The following is a 16,722-nucleotide window of genomic DNA, read 5'->3' on the forward strand; positions in this document are numbered from 1 at the left end:
GGCGGCTCCATCCGTATCCATCGCCGCGACGTCCAGGAGCGGGTGTTCAACGTCATGGGGATCGGCCATGAGGAGGCGCAGGAGAAGTTCGGCTTCCTCCTCGACGCGTTCCAGTACGGCGCGCCGCCGCACGGGGGGATCGCCTTCGGCTGGGACCGGATCGTCTCGCTCCTCGCGCGCACGGAGTCGATCCGCGACGTCATCGCCTTCCCGAAGTCCGGTGGTGGGTTCGACCCGCTCACCGCCGCACCTGCGCCGATCACGCCCGAGCAGCGCAAGGAGGCGGGGGTCGACGCTGCCCCCGAGCCGTCGACGGCACGGGTCTGACGACCCGACCACGGTAGGACGTTTGCCGCTGAGCTCGCTGAGCCCAGCGGCATACGTCCTCGTGGGGCCGGCCCCCACCCCCGCAACACACCCGTTTGCGTACTGCCACCCCCGGCTGCAGCAGGCAGGAGCGCGCGGTTACCGGGTGTGTTGCGACGATGCGAGGCGCCGGCTCGACCACACGTGGTCCTCGCCATAGCCGAGCCCGTGGTAGAGCCGCCGGGCCACGTCGTTGTCGGAGTACATGCCGAGGGTGCAGACGCCGTCCGAACGGACCGCCTCGCGCGTCAGGCTCGCCGTGACGGCGAGGCCCAGTCCCGTGCCGCGCTGGTCCGCTCGGACGGTGATCCCCTCGAGGATCGGGATGCCCGCCACGGTCTCGTCCCGGACGCCGCACGCGACGAGGGTGCCGTCGGCGTCGCGAACCCCCACCCATCGCTGTCCCGGGGTCTCGAAGGGGCGTGCGTCCGTGCGCGAGTTGGCGACCTCGAGGAGGGCTCGGATCTCCTCTTCGTCGGCCGCGTCGAGGCCGATGACGCGGTCCTCGCCGGGGACCCGGGGCGGATCGGTCCGTGCACACATCCACTCCCAGTCGCCCCCCACCTCGGTGAGCGGCACGACGCGGGCGAAGGCCGGGAAGGCGGTCCGCTCCACGGTGGCGTGGAGCAGACGAGGGTCGTCGAAGAAGTGCTGGTCGGCCAGGTCGGTCGCGAGCTGCTCGACGTCGTCCGGCCGCCCCATGACGACGATGCCGAGGCGGCGGGTGTGCGTCCGGCGCGGGGCGATGACGGCGGTGCCGAGCGACCAGCCGGGGCCCTCGAGGGGGTCGGGCAGGTCGTAGCGGACGAAGGCGTCACCGTCGGTTGCAGCCAGCAGCTCGGCGTTGGTGGTCAGGCGGATGGCGCGCACCCGTTGGCGCGGGTCGGTCATCCGTCGATCACTCCCTGATGCCGAATCGGTGGTGCAGGCGGCGCAGCGGTGCCGGAGCCCACCAGTTCCAGTGGCCGAGGACGGTCATCGTCGCCGGGACGAGGAGCATCCGGACGATCGTGGCGTCGATGGCCACAGCGGCAACGAGGGCGACCCCCATCTGCTTGATGATCAGGATGTCCCCGGCGATGAACCCGGCGAAGACGATGATGATGAGCAGCGCGGCCGAGGTGATGATCCGCCCGGTCCGCTGCAAGCCCAGGGAAACCGCCCGGTCGCTCTGCGCTCCTGCGTGGTACTCCTCCGTGATGCGGGACAGGAGGAACACCTCGTAGTCCATCGACAGGCCGAAGCCGAACGCGAGGACGAGGAACGGCACCATCGACTCGACCGCTCCCACGGACGTGAAGTTGAGCGGCCCCTCCAGGTTCCCGTCCTGGAAGATCCAGACGACGACGCCGAGCGCGGCACCGAGTGAGATGACGTTGAGGAGCAGGGCCTTGACGGGGATCACGACCGAGCCGGTCATGAGGAACAGCAGGACGAACGTGCCGAGGACGACGAGGGCCACGGCGTAGGGGGCGCCCCGGCTCATCGAGTCGAGGAAGTCCAGCTGCCCGGACGCCTGACCCGTGACCCAGGTCTCGAAGCCGGGCTTCAAGCCGGCGATCTTCGTGACGAGATCCTGGGCCTCGTCCGAGGTCGGGTGCCCCTCGACGTGGAAGCCGGCGAGCTGGTAGTCGGTCCCGAGCGGGCGGACGGTGAGGTCCGTGACCCCCGGTTCGTCGCGTAACGGCCGAAGGGCCGCCGTCACGGCCGCGGTGTCGGAGGAGCGAGCGACGACGGTGACTTCTGGGGCCGCGAGGTCGGGGTAGTCGCTGCGCAGGGTGTCGAAGAAGACCCGTTGCGGTGCAGTCACGGGGAGCAGCTCTGTGCCGGAGGCGGTGAGCCGCATGTCGAGCGTCGGCAGAGCCGCTGCCACGAGGAGGACCACGCCCGTGAGGATGACGGTGACGGGTCGGCGCTGGACAGCGACCGCGAGCCGCGAGAACACACCGGTGTCCTCGACCGCCCGCGACGCCTTGCGGCTCAGGCGCTTGGCGCCGAGCACCGCAAGCGCTGGCACGAGGGTGACGGCCACGACCATCGCCACGAGCACGACGCTGACGCCGGCGAGGCCGATGGCCCGCATGATCTCAGCCTCGAAGATGAGTAGGCCAGAAAGGGCGATCGCCACAGTGATGCCCGAGAAGAGGACGGTCCGGCCGGCGGTCGCCACGGTCCGCTCGGCGGCGAGGACGACCTCCTCGCGTGTTGGCGAACGGCTGGGCGCGATCGTGGCCAGCTCCTCCCGGAACCGGTTGACGGTGAGCAGGCCGTAGTCGATCGAGAGGCCGAGTCCGAGCAGGGTCACGATGTTGACGACGGTGGCGTCGAGATCGAGGGCGTGGGAGAAGGCGAAGAGGGACAGCAGGGCGCCGCCGATGGAGGTGATGGCGCCGGCGATCGGCATACCGGCGGCGACGAAGCCCCCGAAGACGAAGATCATGACGAGGAACGTCAGTGGAAGCGCGATCCCCTCGCCGCGCACGAGGTCGCGCTCGATCGTGCCGGTGACCGCCTTGAGGACGTGGTGGTAGCTGCCCACCGAGCCCGTCGCGCCCGGGAGGGCCTGCGCCACGTCCGCCAGCCGTGCCTCCACCGCCGACCGCGCCGTATCGAGCTCGCTGCCACTGAGCCCCTCATCGAGGTCGACGATCGTGAGGAAGCGCCCGGACTCCGGCGTGCCGCCAGCAAGGAGCGGTCGGACCTCGGGGTCGTCGAGCCCTTTGGGCGAAAGGAGCGGCGAACGCACCGAGACGACTCCGGGGACGTCCATGAGACCCGCTGATGCGGCGGTAGCGGCGGCGACGGCCCGGGGGTTGTCCAGCGGAGCCCCGGCGACCTGGAGCATCACGTTGTCCTGGGAGGGCTCGACCGACTCGATGATGTCCCGCGCGGTCTGGGACTGTCCGGGCACTCGAGGCTCGCCCGACGTCAGCCGCTTGAACAGGGACTCCCCGGTGACGCCGCCGACCGCGATGGCGAAGCAGAGGAGGGCGGCGACGACCCATCCGACGACCCACCACAGCGGGTGCTGCCCGGTGTGGCGGCCGAGGCGCGCGAGGAACGTCCGGCTCGCGGTCGAGAACTCGGGTCCGGGGGCTTGCATCGAGGTGGATCCTTCTCGCACGCCAGATAGCCTTCCACAGTGACCACCGACGACCTCTTCGGTGCTGCCTCGGCGGCGGAGCGCGAGGGGCTGCCGGCCTCGGCGGGCGGTGCCCCGCTCGCGGCCCGGATGCGGCCTCGCTCGCTCGAGGAGGTCCGTGGCCAGCAGGCGGTGCTGCGCCCGGGCAGCCCACTGCGGCGCCTCATCGAGGGCAGTGGGGGAGCAGCTGGCCCCCTCTCGGCGATCATCTGGGGCCCGCCCGGGACCGGCAAGACGACGCTCGCGCACCTCGTCGCGACGGCGGCGGATCGGCGCTTCGTCGAGCTGTCCGCCGTGACGGCCGGGGTCAAGGACGTGCGGGCCGTGATGGAGTCCGCCATCCGGGAGCGTGACCTCTACGGCCGCCAGACCGTCCTCTTCCTCGATGAGATCCACCGGTTCACGAAGGCGCAGCAGGACGCCCTGCTGCCCGGTGTCGAGAACCGGACCGTCATCCTCGTGGCCGCGACCACGGAGAACCCGTCCTTCAGCGTCATTGCCCCGCTCCTGTCCCGCTCCGTTCTCGTGACACTGAAACCCCTGTCCGACAAGGAGATCCGCGAGGTCGTGGAGTCCGCACTGGCTGACGAGCGAGGGTTCGCGGGAGCGCACACGCTGGACGCCGACGCCATGGACCACCTGGTCCGGACGTCGGGCGGCGACGCTCGTCGCGCACTGACCTCACTGGAGGCCGGAGCGGGGGTTGCCCTCGACGCCCAACCGGCCGGACTCATCGACGACTCGCCAGTGCCCATCACCCTCGCCCACGTGGAGCAGGCGATCGCACACGCGGCCGTCCGCTATGACCGGGCGGGTGACCAGCACTACGACGTGGCCAGCGCGCTCATCAAATCCATGCGCGGCAGTGACGTCGACGCTGCCCTGCACTACCTGGCGCGCATGCTCGAGGCGGGCGAAGACCCTCGCTTCATCGCGCGTCGAGTCGTCATCGCGGCGAGCGAGGACATCGGCATGGCGGACCCCACCGCCTTGCAGACGGCCGTTGCGGCGATGCACGCCGTCGCCCAGATCGGGATGCCCGAGGCACGGATCATCCTGGCGCAGGCCGTTGTCCACAACGCGCTGGCGCCGAAGTCGAACGCTGCCTACAACGGCATCAACGCCGCGGTTGCGGACGTTCGCGCGGGCCGGGGCGGTGCCGTTCCGCCGCATCTGCGAGGCAGCGGCTATGCCGGCGCAGAGCGGTTGGGGCACGGAGCCGGCTACATCTACGCCCACGACGAGCCGGACGCCGTGGCCCGGCAGCAGTATCTGCCCGATGACCTCGATGGCCAGACGGCGTACTACGCGCCGACGGACCGGGGTTTCGAGGAGCGGCTCAGGGCCAGGATGGAGTGGCTCGACGAGCGATTGGGGAAGGCGGCTCGGCAGGACGGCTGACGGCCGGTTCGTCGATAACCCGACTCAGCGGCATACGGCAGAAGAAGTCCGAAGTCCTGCCACCACAGGGCTCGCCCGCTGACCCGACTCAGCAACACACCCGGATACCGCGTGCCCGTCCCTGTTGCAGGCGGACTGGGCAGTCGCTATCCGGGTGTGTTCCGGACGGTGTGGCTGCGTCAGTGGCTGCCCTCGCCGCAAAGCGGCGCGGAGCGGATGGTCAGCGAAACGACGCCGCGACCGCTTCGAGCCGCTCGCGGTAGGCGGTTCCCACCAGGCCTCGTCGCCGGGTGGCAGGTTGGTCGCGTTGCGCCGCAGTCCAGCGTCAGCGGATCCCGCACGTCGTAGTCGGACAGGTCGTCGAGCTTCCACAGACGGCGTCCCGGGCGCCCTGCAGGTAACCCAGCAAGGTCGCCTTGAGATCCTCGCTCGAGCCTGGTTCATTGGCAGATCGCGCGTCCTCGGTCGTCTTGCGCCAAGGCTGTCAGAGCCGCCACAGGCGGTGGGCCAGTCGACAACGGATCACGGGGTATCCCGCATGTCGGCTAGGGTTATAGGCCATGGATGGGTGCGAGATGACCGTCCCGCAGGCCTCGGGCCGAGTGGGTGCACGAGCCGTCCGGTGGGCACGAGCTCTCCGGGGGTCAGTCACGCGCGCGTGAGCGCGGTCTGACCCCGCCCCGACCTCATCCACCCACATCAGCAAGGACCTCACCACCATGGAAACCGCCGAGATCAGGCGACGCTGGCTCGCCTTCTTCGAGAGCCGGGGCCACACCATCGTGCCCAGTGCGCCCCTCGTGCACGAAGACCCCAATCTCCTGTTCGTCAACGCCGGCATGGTGCCGTTCAAGCCGTACTTCCTCGGTCAGGAGACGCCGCCGTACGCCCGTGCGACGAGCGTGCAGAAGTGCGTGCGAACCCTCGACATCGAAGAGGTCGGCAAGACGACGCGACACGGCACGTTCTTCCAGATGAACGGCAACTTCAGCTTTGGCGACTACTTCAAGGAAGGCGCCATCGAGCTCGCCTGGGAGCTCGTGACGAGGCCGCAGCACGACGGTGGCTACGGGTTCGACGAGAAGGACCTCTACGCCTCGGTCTACCACGAGGACGACGAGGCGATCGCGCTCTGGAAGCGGGTCGCGGGGCTGCCCGACGACCGCATCGTGCGCCTCGGGAAGAAGGACAACTACTGGAACATGGGCGTCCCCGGGCCGGGTGGCCCGTGCTCCGAGATCCTCATCGACCGCGGCCCCGAGTTCGGCGCCGACCGTGACTGGGAGGCGGGGGACAGGTACCTCGAGTTCTGGAACCTCGTGTTCATGCAGGACGACCTGTCCGCGGTCCGGGCCAAGGACGACTTCGACATCGCGGGCCCCTTGCCGAAGCGCAACATCGACACCGGTATGGGACTCGAGCGGGTCGCCTACCTGCTCCAGGGCGTCGACAACCTCTACGAGATCGACGAGGTGTTCCCGGTCATTGCGGCCGCCGAGGAGCTGTCCGGTCGCCGCTACGGGGCCGACCGCGAGGACGACGTCAGGTTCCGGGTCGTCGCGGACCACGTGCGCTCCGCGCTCATGCTGATCGGCGATGGTGTCACGCCCGGCAACGAGGGCCGGGGCTACGTGCTGCGCCGGCTGATCCGGCGCGCGGTCCGCTCGATGCGCCTGCTCGGCGTGGACGCCCCGACTCTCGAGCACCTGCTGCCCGTGAGCAAGGAGCAGATGCGCGCGTCATACCCCGAGCTCGAGTCCGGCTTTGCCCGGATCAGCCAGGTCGCGTACGCGGAGGAGGATGCGTTCCACCGGACGCTGAGCGCGGGCACGACGATCCTCGACGTCGCGGTTGCCCGGGCCAAGTCCAGCGGGTCGGGGACCCTCGGTGGCACCGAGGCGTTCCAGCTGCACGACACGTACGGCTTCCCGATCGACCTCACCCTCGAGATGGCGGCCGAACAGGGCCTCAACGTCGACGAGGCGGGGTTCAGGCGGCTCATGGCCGAGCAGCGCGACCGGGCCAAGGCCGACGCCAAGGCGAAGAAGATGACCCACGGCGACGTGTCCGTCTACCGCCGGCTCGCGGACCAGCTCGGTCGAGAGGTCGAGTTCACCGGGTACGACGAAGTGGTCTCCGAGGCCCGTGTCCGCGGACTCATCCACGACGGAGAGCTCGTCGAGTCGGTGAACGCGGGCGACGAGGTCGAGCTCGTGCTCGACCGCACGCCGCTCTATGCCGAGGCCGGTGGTCAGCTTGCCGACCACGGGCGGATCCGCCTCGCAGGCGGTGCGCTCATCGAGGTGCGGGACGTGCAGAAGCCGATCAACGGCCTCATCGTCCACCGCGCGACGGTCATCGAGGGGGAGGCGGTCATGGGTGCCGAGGCCGAGGCGGTCGTCGACGTCGCCCGGCGTCGGTCCGTCTCCCGCGCGCACACCGCGACGCACATGGTTCACCAGGCGCTCCGGGAGGAGCTCGGCGACACGGCGACGCAGGCGGGCTCGGAGAACTCGCCGGGCCGGCTGCGCTTCGACTTCAAGGCGCAGAGTCCCGTGCCGCACGAGGCGATGGCGGATATCGAGGCCAAGGTCAACGCGGTCCTGCTCGACGACCTGCCCGTCATGGCCGACGTCATGTCGCTCGACGAGGCCCGTCGGATGGGTGCGTTGGCGCTGTTCGGCGAGAAGTACGGTGACCGGGTCCGGGTCGTCTCCATCGGCGAGTGGTCCCGTGAGCTCTGCGGTGGCACGCATGCCCTGCGGGTCGGCCAGCTCGGCGTCGTCAAGCTCCTCGGCGAGGCGTCGATCGGCTCCGGCGTCCGCCGGGTCGAGGCGCTCGTCGGCTCCGATGCGTATCACTACCTGGCCCGCGAGGCGGCGATCGTCGGGCAGCTCACCGACCAGCTCAAGGTGCGCAAGGAAGAGTTGCCCGACCGGATCGCAAGCATCCTGACCAAGCTCAAGGAGGCCGAGAAGGAGATCGCAGCGGTCAAGCAGGCCCAGGTCCTCGGCGCCGCGCCCGGACTCGTCGCCACGGCTCGCGACTTCGGCGGCGTGACGTTCGTCAGCCACGACGCGGGACCGGATGTCACGGCCGACGACCTGCGCGGCCTCGTCCTGGAGGTGCGCCGCCGCCTCGGGAACGACCGGCCGTCGCTCGTCTCCATGGCGGGCGTCGCCAACGGCCGGCCCATCGTCATCGTCGCGACCAACGAGCGCGGCCGCGAGATCGGCCTCAAGGCCGGTGTCTTCGTCAAGACCGCCGCACAGCTCCTCGGGGGCGGCGGCGGCGGGAAGGACGACATCGCCCAGGGCGGCGGCACCGACCTCTCGATGGTCTCGACCGCGCTCGGCGCCGTCGAGGAGCAGCTCCGCCAACGAGGCGCGTGACCGTGAGCGTCCGAACCGGTGTGCGGATCGGCGTCGATGTGGGCAACGCTCGCGTCGGCGTCGCCGCCTCCGATCCTTCGGGCACGTTCGCGCACCCCGTCGAGACCTTGCCCCGGGACGAGCGCGGTGGCGCCGATGTCGAAGGGATCGCCGCCCTCGTGGCCGCACGGGCCGCCGTCGAGGTGGTCGTCGGCCTCCCGAGGCTGCTGTCCGGCCAGGAAGGCACGGCCGCCCGGATTGCCCGGGATTATGCCGGGCAGCTGGCGGCCAGGGTCGCGCCGGTGCCGGTGCGGCTCGTCGACGAGCGCTTGACCACGGTGGCGGCGCACAAGAGACTGCACGACAGCGGTGTGCCGGGTCGGGGACAACGGTCCGTCGTCGACCAAGCTGCCGCCGTGCTGATCCTCCAGTCGGCCCTCGACGCGGAAGCCTTGTCGGGCAGGCCAACGGGTGAGATCGTCTCGCTCGGCAAGGCACGGAAGAAGGAACGTCGACGATGAAGGACCATCTCGAGGCCTCCATCTTCGGTGAACATGAAGAGTCCGCCGACGCCAACGGCCGCGAGCAAGAGGCAGTCGCGCCGGCGCCACCGCCGCGGACCCGCCGAGAGGCGAAAGAAGCCGAGCTCGCTGCGCAGCGCGCGGCCAAACGGAGGGGCAAGACCTCCCGAGGCAAGCCCTCCGTGCTGCGCCGTCTTGCCGTCATCGTGCTGGCCCTGGCCATCGTCGGCGGGGGAGTGGCCATCGCCTACACCTACCTGCGCCCGGTTGTCGTGGGGTTCTTCGAGCCGAACGACTACCCCGGTCCGGGCTCGGGCTCGGTGCGCGTCACCGTGGCGCAGGGCGCCGGGGGATCGGCCATCGCGACGGTCCTCGCCGACCAGGACGTCGTCAAGACGACGAAGGCGTTCATCGAGGCGGCGAGCGAGGATCCGAAGAGCGCCGGAATACAGCCCGGTGTCTACGAGATGCGCACCCAGATGAAGGCGACCGACGCGCTCGCCATCCTCGTCGACCCGGCCAACAGGATCGTGACCAAGGTCGTGGTACCGGAGGGCAAGTGGGCCAAGGAGGTCTACCCGATCCTGTCCAAGGCCACGGGAATCCCCGTCGCGGAATATGCCAAGGCGGCCAAGGACGCTGCCGGACTCGGGTTGCCGGCCTCGGCGAAGGGCAACGTCGAGGGATATCTCTTCCCGGCGAGCTACGAGTTCGAGCCGGACACCACGGCCGTCGACCACCTGCGCACGATGGTCGCGGAGTCGACGAAGCGCCTCGAGGCGCTCGGGGTGACTCCGGAGCAGATGGAGCGCACCATGATCGTGGCGAGTCTCGTCGAGGCGGAGGCCCGCTTCGCCGAGGACCGCCCGAAGGTCGCTCGAGTCGTCGAGAATCGGCTCGCCCAGGACATGCAGCTCCAGTTCGACTCCACGGTCAACTACGCAATCGGCAAGCACGGCATCACGACGACGGATGCGGACCGGGCCAGCAAGAGCCCCTACAACACGTACCAGGTGACGGGACTGCCGCCGGGGCCGATCGGGAACCCGGGCGAGAGCGCGATCCAGGCTGCGGCCCAGCCGGCTCCCGGTCCGTGGCTCTACTTCGTCACGGTCGATCCGATCAAGGGGACGACCAAGTTCGCCGTCACCTACGAGGAGCACCAGGCGAACGTCGCCGAGTTCCAGAAGTGGTGCCAGGCGAACAAGGGCCAGTGCTGAGCGTGGCGGCCGCGGCGTGAAGTGCGCGGTGTGGGGGTCGCCGATCGCGCATTCTCTCTCCCCGGTCCTGCACCGGGCTGCCTACGCGGCTCTCGGCCTTCCCGACTGGACCTATGAGGCGCGCGAGGTCGACGAGGCGGGTTTCGACGCCGCGCTCGCCGACCTCGATGACGAGTGGCGTGGGCTCTCGCTGACGATGCCGCTCAAGGAGGTGGCCCTTCGCGCGGCTTCCCATGTCACGGCCACCGCGGAGGACACCGCGGCTGCCAACACCCTCGTGCGGGGATCAGGCGGCTGGACGGCCCACAACACCGACGTCAACGGCATCGCGCTCGCGCTGCTCGACGCGGGATGCCACGACACGACTGACGCGACGATCATCGGCAGCGGCGCGACGGCCCGCTCCGCGGTGGCCGCGCTCGCCTCGTCGGGCACCCGACACATCACCTTCATGGTGCGCACAAGCGCGCGGTCGGAAACGGTCGACCAAGCACGTCGTGCAGGCATCACCGTCTCGGAGGTGCCGATGGGGCAGTGGTCCTTGAGCGACGTCGTCATCAGCACCGTGCCCCCGGCGGCGGTCACCGGCCTCGAAGCGTTCCCGCGGTCGGATCGCGACGAGAGCCCTCGCACCGTGCTGGACGTCGTCTACGGAGCGGGGCGCACGCCCCTGCAGACCGCGGCTGCGGGCGCAGGCTGGACGGTGCAGGAGGGCACGGTCATGCTCCTGCACCAGGCGACCGAGCAGGTCTCGCTCATGACCGGGCGTTCGGCGCCGCTCCAAGCGATGGCGGACGCGCTCGACCGCGAGCTCGCGTGGCGAAGGCGGCAGCGGCCCGGGGCCGACGCGTGACCTGGGTCGATTTCCCACCGACTCCGTGGTGGTACGTCGCAGCCCTGTGCGCGGCGGGCGGCGTCGTCGGGTGGGTCCTCGGGAAGCGTCTCGCGACCCTCGGCTACCGGCTGGACCACGAGACCGGGCCGGGCCCCCGCGCCCCGCGGTGGGTCGTGGCGGCGACCCTCGCGGTGCTGTGGGGCCTGCTCGCGTGGCGGTTCGGGCCGGACTCCGAATACGCCCTCGCCCCCGCGTACCTCGGTTTCGCCACGGTCGGCGTAGGTCTGGCCTGGGTCGACGCCGACGTCCACCGGCTCCCGCACGGCCTGACGCGACCCGCCTATCCCATGCTCGTCGGTCAGCTGGCCCTGGCTTCCTTGGCCTCCGGAGACTGGGCGGCCCTGCGCCGGGCACTCATCGCGGGCGCGGTGCTCTGGGGGATCTACTTCCTGCTGGCGTTGGTCGCCGCCCTGCTGCGCAGTGGCTTCGGCCTCGGAGACGTCACCCTCGCGGGGCTCATCGGCATCGCCACCGGTTACCTCTCGCCGTGGGCGCCGGTCATCGCGACCTACGCGGCGTTTCTCCTTTCGGGCGTCTACGGTCTCGGCCGGATCGTGCTGCGGCGAGGATCCCGCAAGGACCACATCGCCTTCGGCCCGTGGATGCTGGTGGGAGCCCTTCTCGGACTCCTCGTCGAGATCCGCCCGCTCTTCTGATCTGCCCGCACGCGGTGGGCCTCGCCGAACGGGGTACGTGTCCCGTTACGCGTCCCGCCGAGGAGAAGGGTCCACAGGATGACCACGCAGAAAGTTGGCTACTTCGTCGGCAGCCTCGCCAAGGGCTCCATCAACCGCACGCTGTCGAAGGCGCTGCTCCGGGTCGCTCCCCAGCACATGGAGTTCACGGAGATCCCCATCGGCAACCTCCCGCTCTACAGCTACGACTACGACGCCGACTACCCGCCCGAGGGCCGGGCACTCAAGGAGGCCATCGCCGGCGTCGATGCGGTCCTCTTCGTCAGCCCCGAGTACAACCGGTCCATCCCCGGCGCGCTCAAGAACGCGATCGACTGGGCCAGCCGCCCCTGGGGGCAGAACTCCTTCGCCCGCAAGCCGTCCGCCGTCATCGGCGCCTCGATGGGCGCCATCGGAACAGCGGTCGCCCAGCAGAGCCTCAAGCAGGTGATGGCCTTCTGCAACAGCCCGCTCATGAACGCGGTCGAGGCCTACATCCACTTCAAGCCGGAGGACTACGGCGCGGACGGGGAGATCAACAACCCGGAGCTGGAGTCCTTCCTGCGCACCTACATGCAGGAGTTCCACGAGTTCATCGCGCGCGTCCTCACCGTCCTGCCGCCCGACGAGCTCTGAGCCATCCCGGTTGGCGGGCGCGCGCCCGGGCGCCCGCGAGACGCGTGGGAGGATCGTCCCATGCTGCGATGGTTGACCGCCGGTGAGTCGCACGGTCCCGCCCTCATGGCGGTGATCGAGGGCCTGCCGGCCGGTGTCGAGGTCACCGCCAAGAACGTGCAGGACGCGCTCGCCCGCCGGCGACTGGGCTACGGTCGCGGCGCACGGATGAAGTTCGAGCAGGACGAGGTGGAGTTCCTGGGCGGCCTGCGTCACGGGGTCTCGCTCGGTTCACCCATCGCCATCCGCATCGGCAACAGCGAGTGGCCCAAGTGGACCACGGTCATGAGCCCGGACCCGGTGAGCGCCGAGGCCCTCGCCGCGGCAGACGACGTCAACGCAGAGAAGGAGCTCGCGCGCAACAAGCCGTTGACGCGACCTCGTCCCGGCCACGCCGACCTCGTCGGCATGCAGAAGTACGGTCATACCGATGCACGGCCGGTCCTCGAGCGAGCCTCCGCACGGGAGACGGCGGCCCGGGTCGCCCTCGGAGAGGTGGCGGCCAGGCTCCTCGAGCAGGCCTATGGCATCCGGCTCGTGTCGCACACCGTCGCCATCGGGACCGCGGCGGACCGGACCGGCGCGGTGCCGACCCCTGACGACGTCGAGCGCCTCGACGCCGACCCCGTCCGCGCCATCGGCGCCGACGCATCCGCCGCGATGGTGGCTGAGGTCGACGCCGCCCGCAAGGACGGCGACACGCTGGGCGGCGTCGTCGAGGTGGTCGCCTATGGACTTCCCCCGGGTCTGGGCTCCCACGTCCACTGGGATCGCAAGCTCGACGCGCGCCTGGCCGCTGCCCTGATGAGCATCCAGGCCATCAAGGGCGTCGAGATCGGTGACGGCTTCGAGACCGCGCGTCGCCGCGGCTCGCAGGCGCACGACGAGATGGACGTCGTCGACGGTGTGATCAGCAGGCGCACGGGTCGAGCTGGCGGGACCGAGGGCGGCATGTCGACCGGCGAGCCGCTCCGGGTGCGCGCGGCGATGAAGCCGATCAGCACTGTCCCTCGCGCGTTGGCGACGGTGGACGTCGCGACGGGCGAGGCAGCCACCGCCATCCATCAGCGTTCCGACGTCTGTGCCGTCCCGGCGGCGGGGGTCGTCGCCGAGGCGATGGTCGCCCTCGTTCTCGCGGAGGCCTGCGTGGAGAAGTTCGGCGGCGACTCGGTCAGCGAGACGGCCCGAAACCATGCCGCGTACCTCGCGGCGATCCCCGAGAGCCTGCGCACATGGTGACGCCGGTGAACCGCCCGCTTGTCGTCCTCGTCGGGCCGCCGGGATCGGGCAAGACCACCGTGGGCCGGGCCCTGTCGGAGCGGCTCGGCGCGCCCCTGCACGACACCGACGCGGCGATCGAGGCAACGGCCGGCAAGTCGATCTCGGACATCTTCGTCGACGACGGCGAGCCAGCCTTCCGCGAGCTCGAGCGGACAGAGGTGGCGCGGGCCCTCGCGCAGGAACCGGGTGTCGTTGCCCTCGGTGGCGGAGCCGTGATGGACCCGCAGACCGAGGCATCCCTCGTCGGCCACGTCGTCGTCTTCCTCGACGTCGCCATTGCCGACGCGAGCAAGCGCATCGGCTTCGACCGCTCGCGTCCGCTGCTCACCGTCAACCCGCGGGCGTCCTGGGTCGCCATGATGAACGCCCGGCGTGCGACCTACCAGCGCGTTGCGACCCACCGGGTCGACACGGCGGGTCGGCAGCCCGCCGACATAGCGGAGGAGATCGCCGGTCTGCTCGAGTCGGCCACCGCATGAGCGACGTCACCACCATCTCGGTCGGTGGCCGCTACGACGTCCTCGTCGGCTCGGGGGTTCTCTCACGAGTGACCGACCTGCTTGCGGACGGCGTCGAGCGTGTCCTCGTGGTGCACCCCCCGACGCTGGCCGGCCTTGGCGAGCGGGTGGCCCGGACGCTCACCGACAAGGGGTATGCCGCTGAGCTCGCCGAGGTGCCCGACGCCGAGTCCGCCAAGACGTCCTCCGTCGCCGCCTCGCTCTGGGGCCGGCTCGGCGACGCGGGGTTCACGAGGAGCGACGCGATCGTCGGCGTCGGTGGGGGCACCGTGACCGACCTGGCGGGTTTCGTCGCCGCGACGTGGTTGCGCGGCGTCCAGGTCGTCCAGGTCCCGACCACGGTGCTCGGCATGGTCGATGCGGCGGTCGGAGGCAAGACCGGGATCAACACGCCCGAGGGCAAGAACCTCGTCGGCTCCTTCCATGAGCCGGCCGGTGTGCTCTGTGACGTCGACGTCCTGACGACGCTGCCAGAGGCCGACCTCGTGGGCGGCCTCGCAGAGATCATCAAGGCCGGTTTCATCGCGGACCCGGTCATCCTCGAGCTCGTCGAGGCCGACCCCCTCGCGGCCCGCCGCCACGACAACCCACGTTTGCGCGAGCTCGTCGAGCGCTCGATCCAGGTCAAGGCCGACGTGGTCGCCGCGGACCTCAAGGAGAGCTGGCTGCGCGAGATCCTCAACTACGGGCACACGTTCGGGCACGCGGTCGAGCAGGTCGAGGGCTACACCTGGCGCCACGGCGAGGCCGTCAGCGTCGGCATGGTCTACGCCGCCGAGCTCGCCCGGCTCTCCGGTCACGTGTCCGGCCCGGAGGGCGATGAGCTGGTGGCGCGGCACCGGACGGTCCTCGAGTCCGTCGGGCTCCCGACGACCTACCGGGGCGACCGCTGGGACGCACTGCTGACGGCAATGCGGCGGGACAAGAAGTCCCGCGGCTCGACGTTGAGGTTCGTCGTCCTCGACGGCCTGGCCCGGCCCACCCGGCTCGTCGGCCCGTCCGACGAGCTGCTCCGCGAGGCATACCACCTCGTCGCACACGCCTGACCCGCACCCCCTCACGATCGAATGAACAGCTTTCGGGGTCGCCGTTCCCGGAAGCTGTTCACTCGATCAGGGGTTGGCTCCCTGCCAGCCCACCGGCATACGGGATCTGCTTCTAGACTCCCGCCATGACGGCACCCACGGTCTTCGTCCTCTCGGGACCCAACCTCAACCGGCTCGGCTCGCGCGAGCCCGACGTCTACGGGTCCGACACACTCGACGACATCCACGCCGCCGTCCAGCGGGAGGCGCGGGACCTCGGTCTCATCGCCGACTGTCGGCAGACCAACCACGAGGGGGAGCTCATCGACTGGCTCCACGAGGCGGTCGACGAGCGTGCGGACGTCGTGCTCAACCCCGGTGCGTTCACGCACTACTCGTACGCCGTCCGCGACGCCTGCGCCATCGTGACCACGAGCGGCCGGTCCCTTGTCGAGGTGCATCTGTCGAATCCCGCTGCGCGAGAGGCATTTCGGCAGACGTCCGTCGTCGCCGCCGTCGCGACCGGCACGATCGCCGGCTTCGGCCTCCAGTCCTACCTGCTCGGGCTCCGGGCCCTGGTCTGAGCCGCGGATCACACGGACCACACGGACCGCACAGTCGAGTCACATGACCGGCATGGACTCCGCACCAAGGCTGCTGGACAGAGCGGGGCCGATCACCAGCTGACGCCCCTTGAAGGAGGGCCGTGATGGACGCATTCGACGAGCACGACCACGTGCATGACCAGGGGCTCGCCTTCGACCTGGCCACGCTTCTCGACCGCCGGCGGGCCATCGCCCTGATGGGCGGCCTCGGTCTGGCCGGCGCCCTCGCGGCGTGCACGTCAGCCGAGCCGTCGTCACGGACCGCCGCCACGAGCCCGGCGACGACTGCCACGACAGATGGCAGCACTCCGGCATCCGGTGGCGGTCAGCTCGTCGAGGTGCCGGACGAGACTGCGGGACCGTTCCCCGGGGACGGCTCGAGCGGGGAGAACGTCCTCGACGACTCGGGCATCGTGCGCTCGGACATCCGCGGCAGCTTCGGCACCTCCATGCGGGTGGCGGAAGGTGTCCCGTTGGCCATCCGGATCACGGTGAAGGACGCGGGGACGAGCCAGGCCCTGGTCGGAGCCGCGGTGTACGTGTGGCACTGCGACCGGGACGGCAACTACTCGATGTACTCCAGCGGCGTCGAGGAGGAGAACTACCTTCGTGGCGTCCAGGCGACCGATGCCACGGGAACGTCCACGTTCAGTTCCGTCTATCCCGGCTGCTATCCGGGGCGGTGGCCGCACGTGCACTTCGAGGTCTATGAGCGCGTGGCGGATGCGACATCGAGCGGTCCCATCGTCAAGACCTCGCAGTTGGCGTTGCCTCAGGCGGCGTGCGAGGCGGTCTACGGCACGAACGGCTATGACGCGAGCATCCGCAACCTGAGCGGGCTCTCGCTGGCCACCGACAACGTCTTCCGTGACGACGGGGGACGCCATCAGCTCGCGACGATGTCCGGCGACAACGACCAGGGCTGGACGGCACATCTGACCATCGGCGTCTGACCGCGCGATTCCGCGATCGAGCACCGCCGCCGTTAGACTTGCGCGGCAACTCCCGCCACCTTCTCTCAAACGTGT

At 70.2% G+C, this 16,722-nt stretch carries 15 protein-coding genes; 13 read left to right on the plus strand and 2 right to left on the minus strand.

The features are described from left to right. Positions 1 to 327, plus strand: a 327-nt coding sequence (locus tag VIR15_RS16370; RefSeq protein ID WP_331929647.1) for an amino acid--tRNA ligase-related protein, incomplete at its 5' end; no start/stop codon positions are given. A gap of 138 nt (positions 328 to 465) precedes the next feature. On the opposite strand, the gene VIR15_RS16375 is transcribed toward VIR15_RS16370, so the two are convergent. Together VIR15_RS16375 and VIR15_RS16380 are read right to left on the minus strand one after the other, a co-directional pair. After that, positions 466 to 1,257: a GNAT family N-acetyltransferase gene (locus tag VIR15_RS16375; RefSeq protein ID WP_331929649.1), complete on the minus strand. Its 792-nt coding sequence runs from the start codon at positions 1,255 to 1,257 to the stop codon at positions 466 to 468. A gap of 7 nt (positions 1,258 to 1,264) precedes the next feature. Further along, positions 1,265 to 3,469: an MMPL family transporter gene (locus VIR15_RS16380; RefSeq protein WP_331929651.1), complete on the minus strand. Its 2,205-nt coding sequence runs from the start codon at positions 3,467 to 3,469 to the stop codon at positions 1,265 to 1,267. A gap of 39 nt (positions 3,470 to 3,508) precedes the next feature. Here VIR15_RS16380 and VIR15_RS16385 point away from each other — a divergent pair, with 39 nt between their 5' ends. The 12 genes from VIR15_RS16385 to VIR15_RS16440 all read left to right on the plus strand — a co-directional run bounded on the left by VIR15_RS16385 (position 3,509) and on the right by VIR15_RS16440 (position 16,647). After that, on the plus strand, positions 3,509 to 4,909 hold the full coding sequence (locus VIR15_RS16385) for a replication-associated recombination protein A (protein WP_414654972.1): 1,401 nt from the start codon (positions 3,509 to 3,511) through the stop codon (positions 4,907 to 4,909). Between the two features lie 719 nt (positions 4,910 to 5,628). After that, complete coding sequence (gene alaS, locus VIR15_RS16390; protein ID WP_331929653.1) at positions 5,629 to 8,301, plus strand: alanine--tRNA ligase; 2,673 nt, start codon at positions 5,629 to 5,631, stop codon at positions 8,299 to 8,301. Positions 8,302 to 8,303: 2 nt separating this feature from the next. Next, positions 8,304 to 8,801: a Holliday junction resolvase RuvX gene (gene ruvX / locus VIR15_RS16395; protein WP_331929655.1), complete on the plus strand. Its 498-nt coding sequence runs from the start codon at positions 8,304 to 8,306 to the stop codon at positions 8,799 to 8,801. Further along, positions 8,798 to 10,021, plus strand: a complete 1,224-nt coding sequence (gene mltG, locus VIR15_RS16400; protein WP_331929657.1) for an endolytic transglycosylase MltG — start codon at positions 8,798 to 8,800, stop codon at positions 10,019 to 10,021. The genes ruvX and mltG overlap by 4 nt, the downstream gene beginning before the upstream one ends. A 16-nt stretch (positions 10,022 to 10,037) precedes the next feature. After that, positions 10,038 to 10,874, plus strand: a complete 837-nt coding sequence (locus VIR15_RS16405) for a shikimate dehydrogenase (protein ID WP_331929659.1) — start codon at positions 10,038 to 10,040, stop codon at positions 10,872 to 10,874. Further along, on the plus strand, positions 10,871 to 11,572 hold the full coding sequence (locus tag VIR15_RS16410; RefSeq protein WP_331929661.1) for a prepilin peptidase: 702 nt from the start codon (positions 10,871 to 10,873) through the stop codon (positions 11,570 to 11,572). The genes VIR15_RS16405 and VIR15_RS16410 overlap by 4 nt, the downstream gene beginning before the upstream one ends. A 78-nt stretch (positions 11,573 to 11,650) precedes the next feature. Beyond that, on the plus strand, positions 11,651 to 12,226 hold the full coding sequence (locus VIR15_RS16415) for an NADPH-dependent FMN reductase (protein WP_331929663.1): 576 nt from the start codon (positions 11,651 to 11,653) through the stop codon (positions 12,224 to 12,226). Positions 12,227 to 12,286: 60 nt separating this feature from the next. After that, entirely contained in the window at positions 12,287 to 13,504 is a 1,218-nt protein-coding gene (gene aroC / locus VIR15_RS16420) for a chorismate synthase (protein ID WP_331929665.1), read from the plus strand. Next, positions 13,498 to 14,025 (plus strand): shikimate kinase, encoded by a 528-nt coding sequence (locus VIR15_RS16425; RefSeq protein WP_331929667.1) that lies wholly within the window; start codon positions 13,498 to 13,500, stop codon positions 14,023 to 14,025. Before aroC ends, VIR15_RS16425 begins: the two co-directional genes overlap by 7 nt. Then, positions 14,022 to 15,110, plus strand: a complete 1,089-nt coding sequence (gene aroB, locus VIR15_RS16430) for a 3-dehydroquinate synthase (protein ID WP_331929669.1) — start codon at positions 14,022 to 14,024, stop codon at positions 15,108 to 15,110. The genes VIR15_RS16425 and aroB overlap by 4 nt, the downstream gene beginning before the upstream one ends. A gap of 125 nt (positions 15,111 to 15,235) precedes the next feature. Then, positions 15,236 to 15,673: a type II 3-dehydroquinate dehydratase gene (gene aroQ, locus VIR15_RS16435; protein WP_331929671.1), complete on the plus strand. Its 438-nt coding sequence runs from the start codon at positions 15,236 to 15,238 to the stop codon at positions 15,671 to 15,673. 125 nt (positions 15,674 to 15,798) lie between these two features. Beyond that, positions 15,799 to 16,647 (plus strand): dioxygenase family protein, encoded by an 849-nt coding sequence (locus tag VIR15_RS16440; RefSeq protein WP_331929673.1) that lies wholly within the window; start codon positions 15,799 to 15,801, stop codon positions 16,645 to 16,647. Positions 16,648 to 16,722: the final 75 nt, after the last annotated feature.

It is taken from the genome of Intrasporangium sp., from assembly GCF_036566125.1.
GTDB lineage: Bacteria > Actinomycetota > Actinomycetes > Actinomycetales > Dermatophilaceae > Intrasporangium.

What these genes read in the sequence shown, in the direction of transcription:
- VIR15_RS16375 (WP_331929649.1), bottom strand. Translation starts at nt 1,257, where the DNA reads ATGACCGACCCGCGCCAACGGGTGCGCGCCATCCGCCTGACCACCAAC.
- VIR15_RS16380 (WP_331929651.1), bottom strand. Translation starts at nt 3,469, where the DNA reads ATGCAAGCCCCCGGACCCGAGTTCTCGACCGCGAGCCGGACGTTCCTC.
- alaS (WP_331929653.1), top strand. Translation starts at nt 5,629, where the DNA reads ATGGAAACCGCCGAGATCAGGCGACGCTGGCTCGCCTTCTTCGAGAGC.
- mltG (WP_331929657.1), top strand. Translation starts at nt 8,798, where the DNA reads ATGAAGGACCATCTCGAGGCCTCCATCTTCGGTGAACATGAAGAGTCC.
- VIR15_RS16415 (WP_331929663.1), top strand. Translation starts at nt 11,651, where the DNA reads ATGACCACGCAGAAAGTTGGCTACTTCGTCGGCAGCCTCGCCAAGGGC.
- aroC (WP_331929665.1), top strand. Translation starts at nt 12,287, where the DNA reads ATGCTGCGATGGTTGACCGCCGGTGAGTCGCACGGTCCCGCCCTCATG.
- VIR15_RS16425 (WP_331929667.1), top strand. Translation starts at nt 13,498, where the DNA reads ATGGTGACGCCGGTGAACCGCCCGCTTGTCGTCCTCGTCGGGCCGCCG.
- aroB (WP_331929669.1), top strand. Translation starts at nt 14,022, where the DNA reads ATGAGCGACGTCACCACCATCTCGGTCGGTGGCCGCTACGACGTCCTC.
- aroQ (WP_331929671.1), top strand. Translation starts at nt 15,236, where the DNA reads ATGACGGCACCCACGGTCTTCGTCCTCTCGGGACCCAACCTCAACCGG.
- VIR15_RS16440 (WP_331929673.1), top strand. Translation starts at nt 15,799, where the DNA reads ATGGACGCATTCGACGAGCACGACCACGTGCATGACCAGGGGCTCGCC.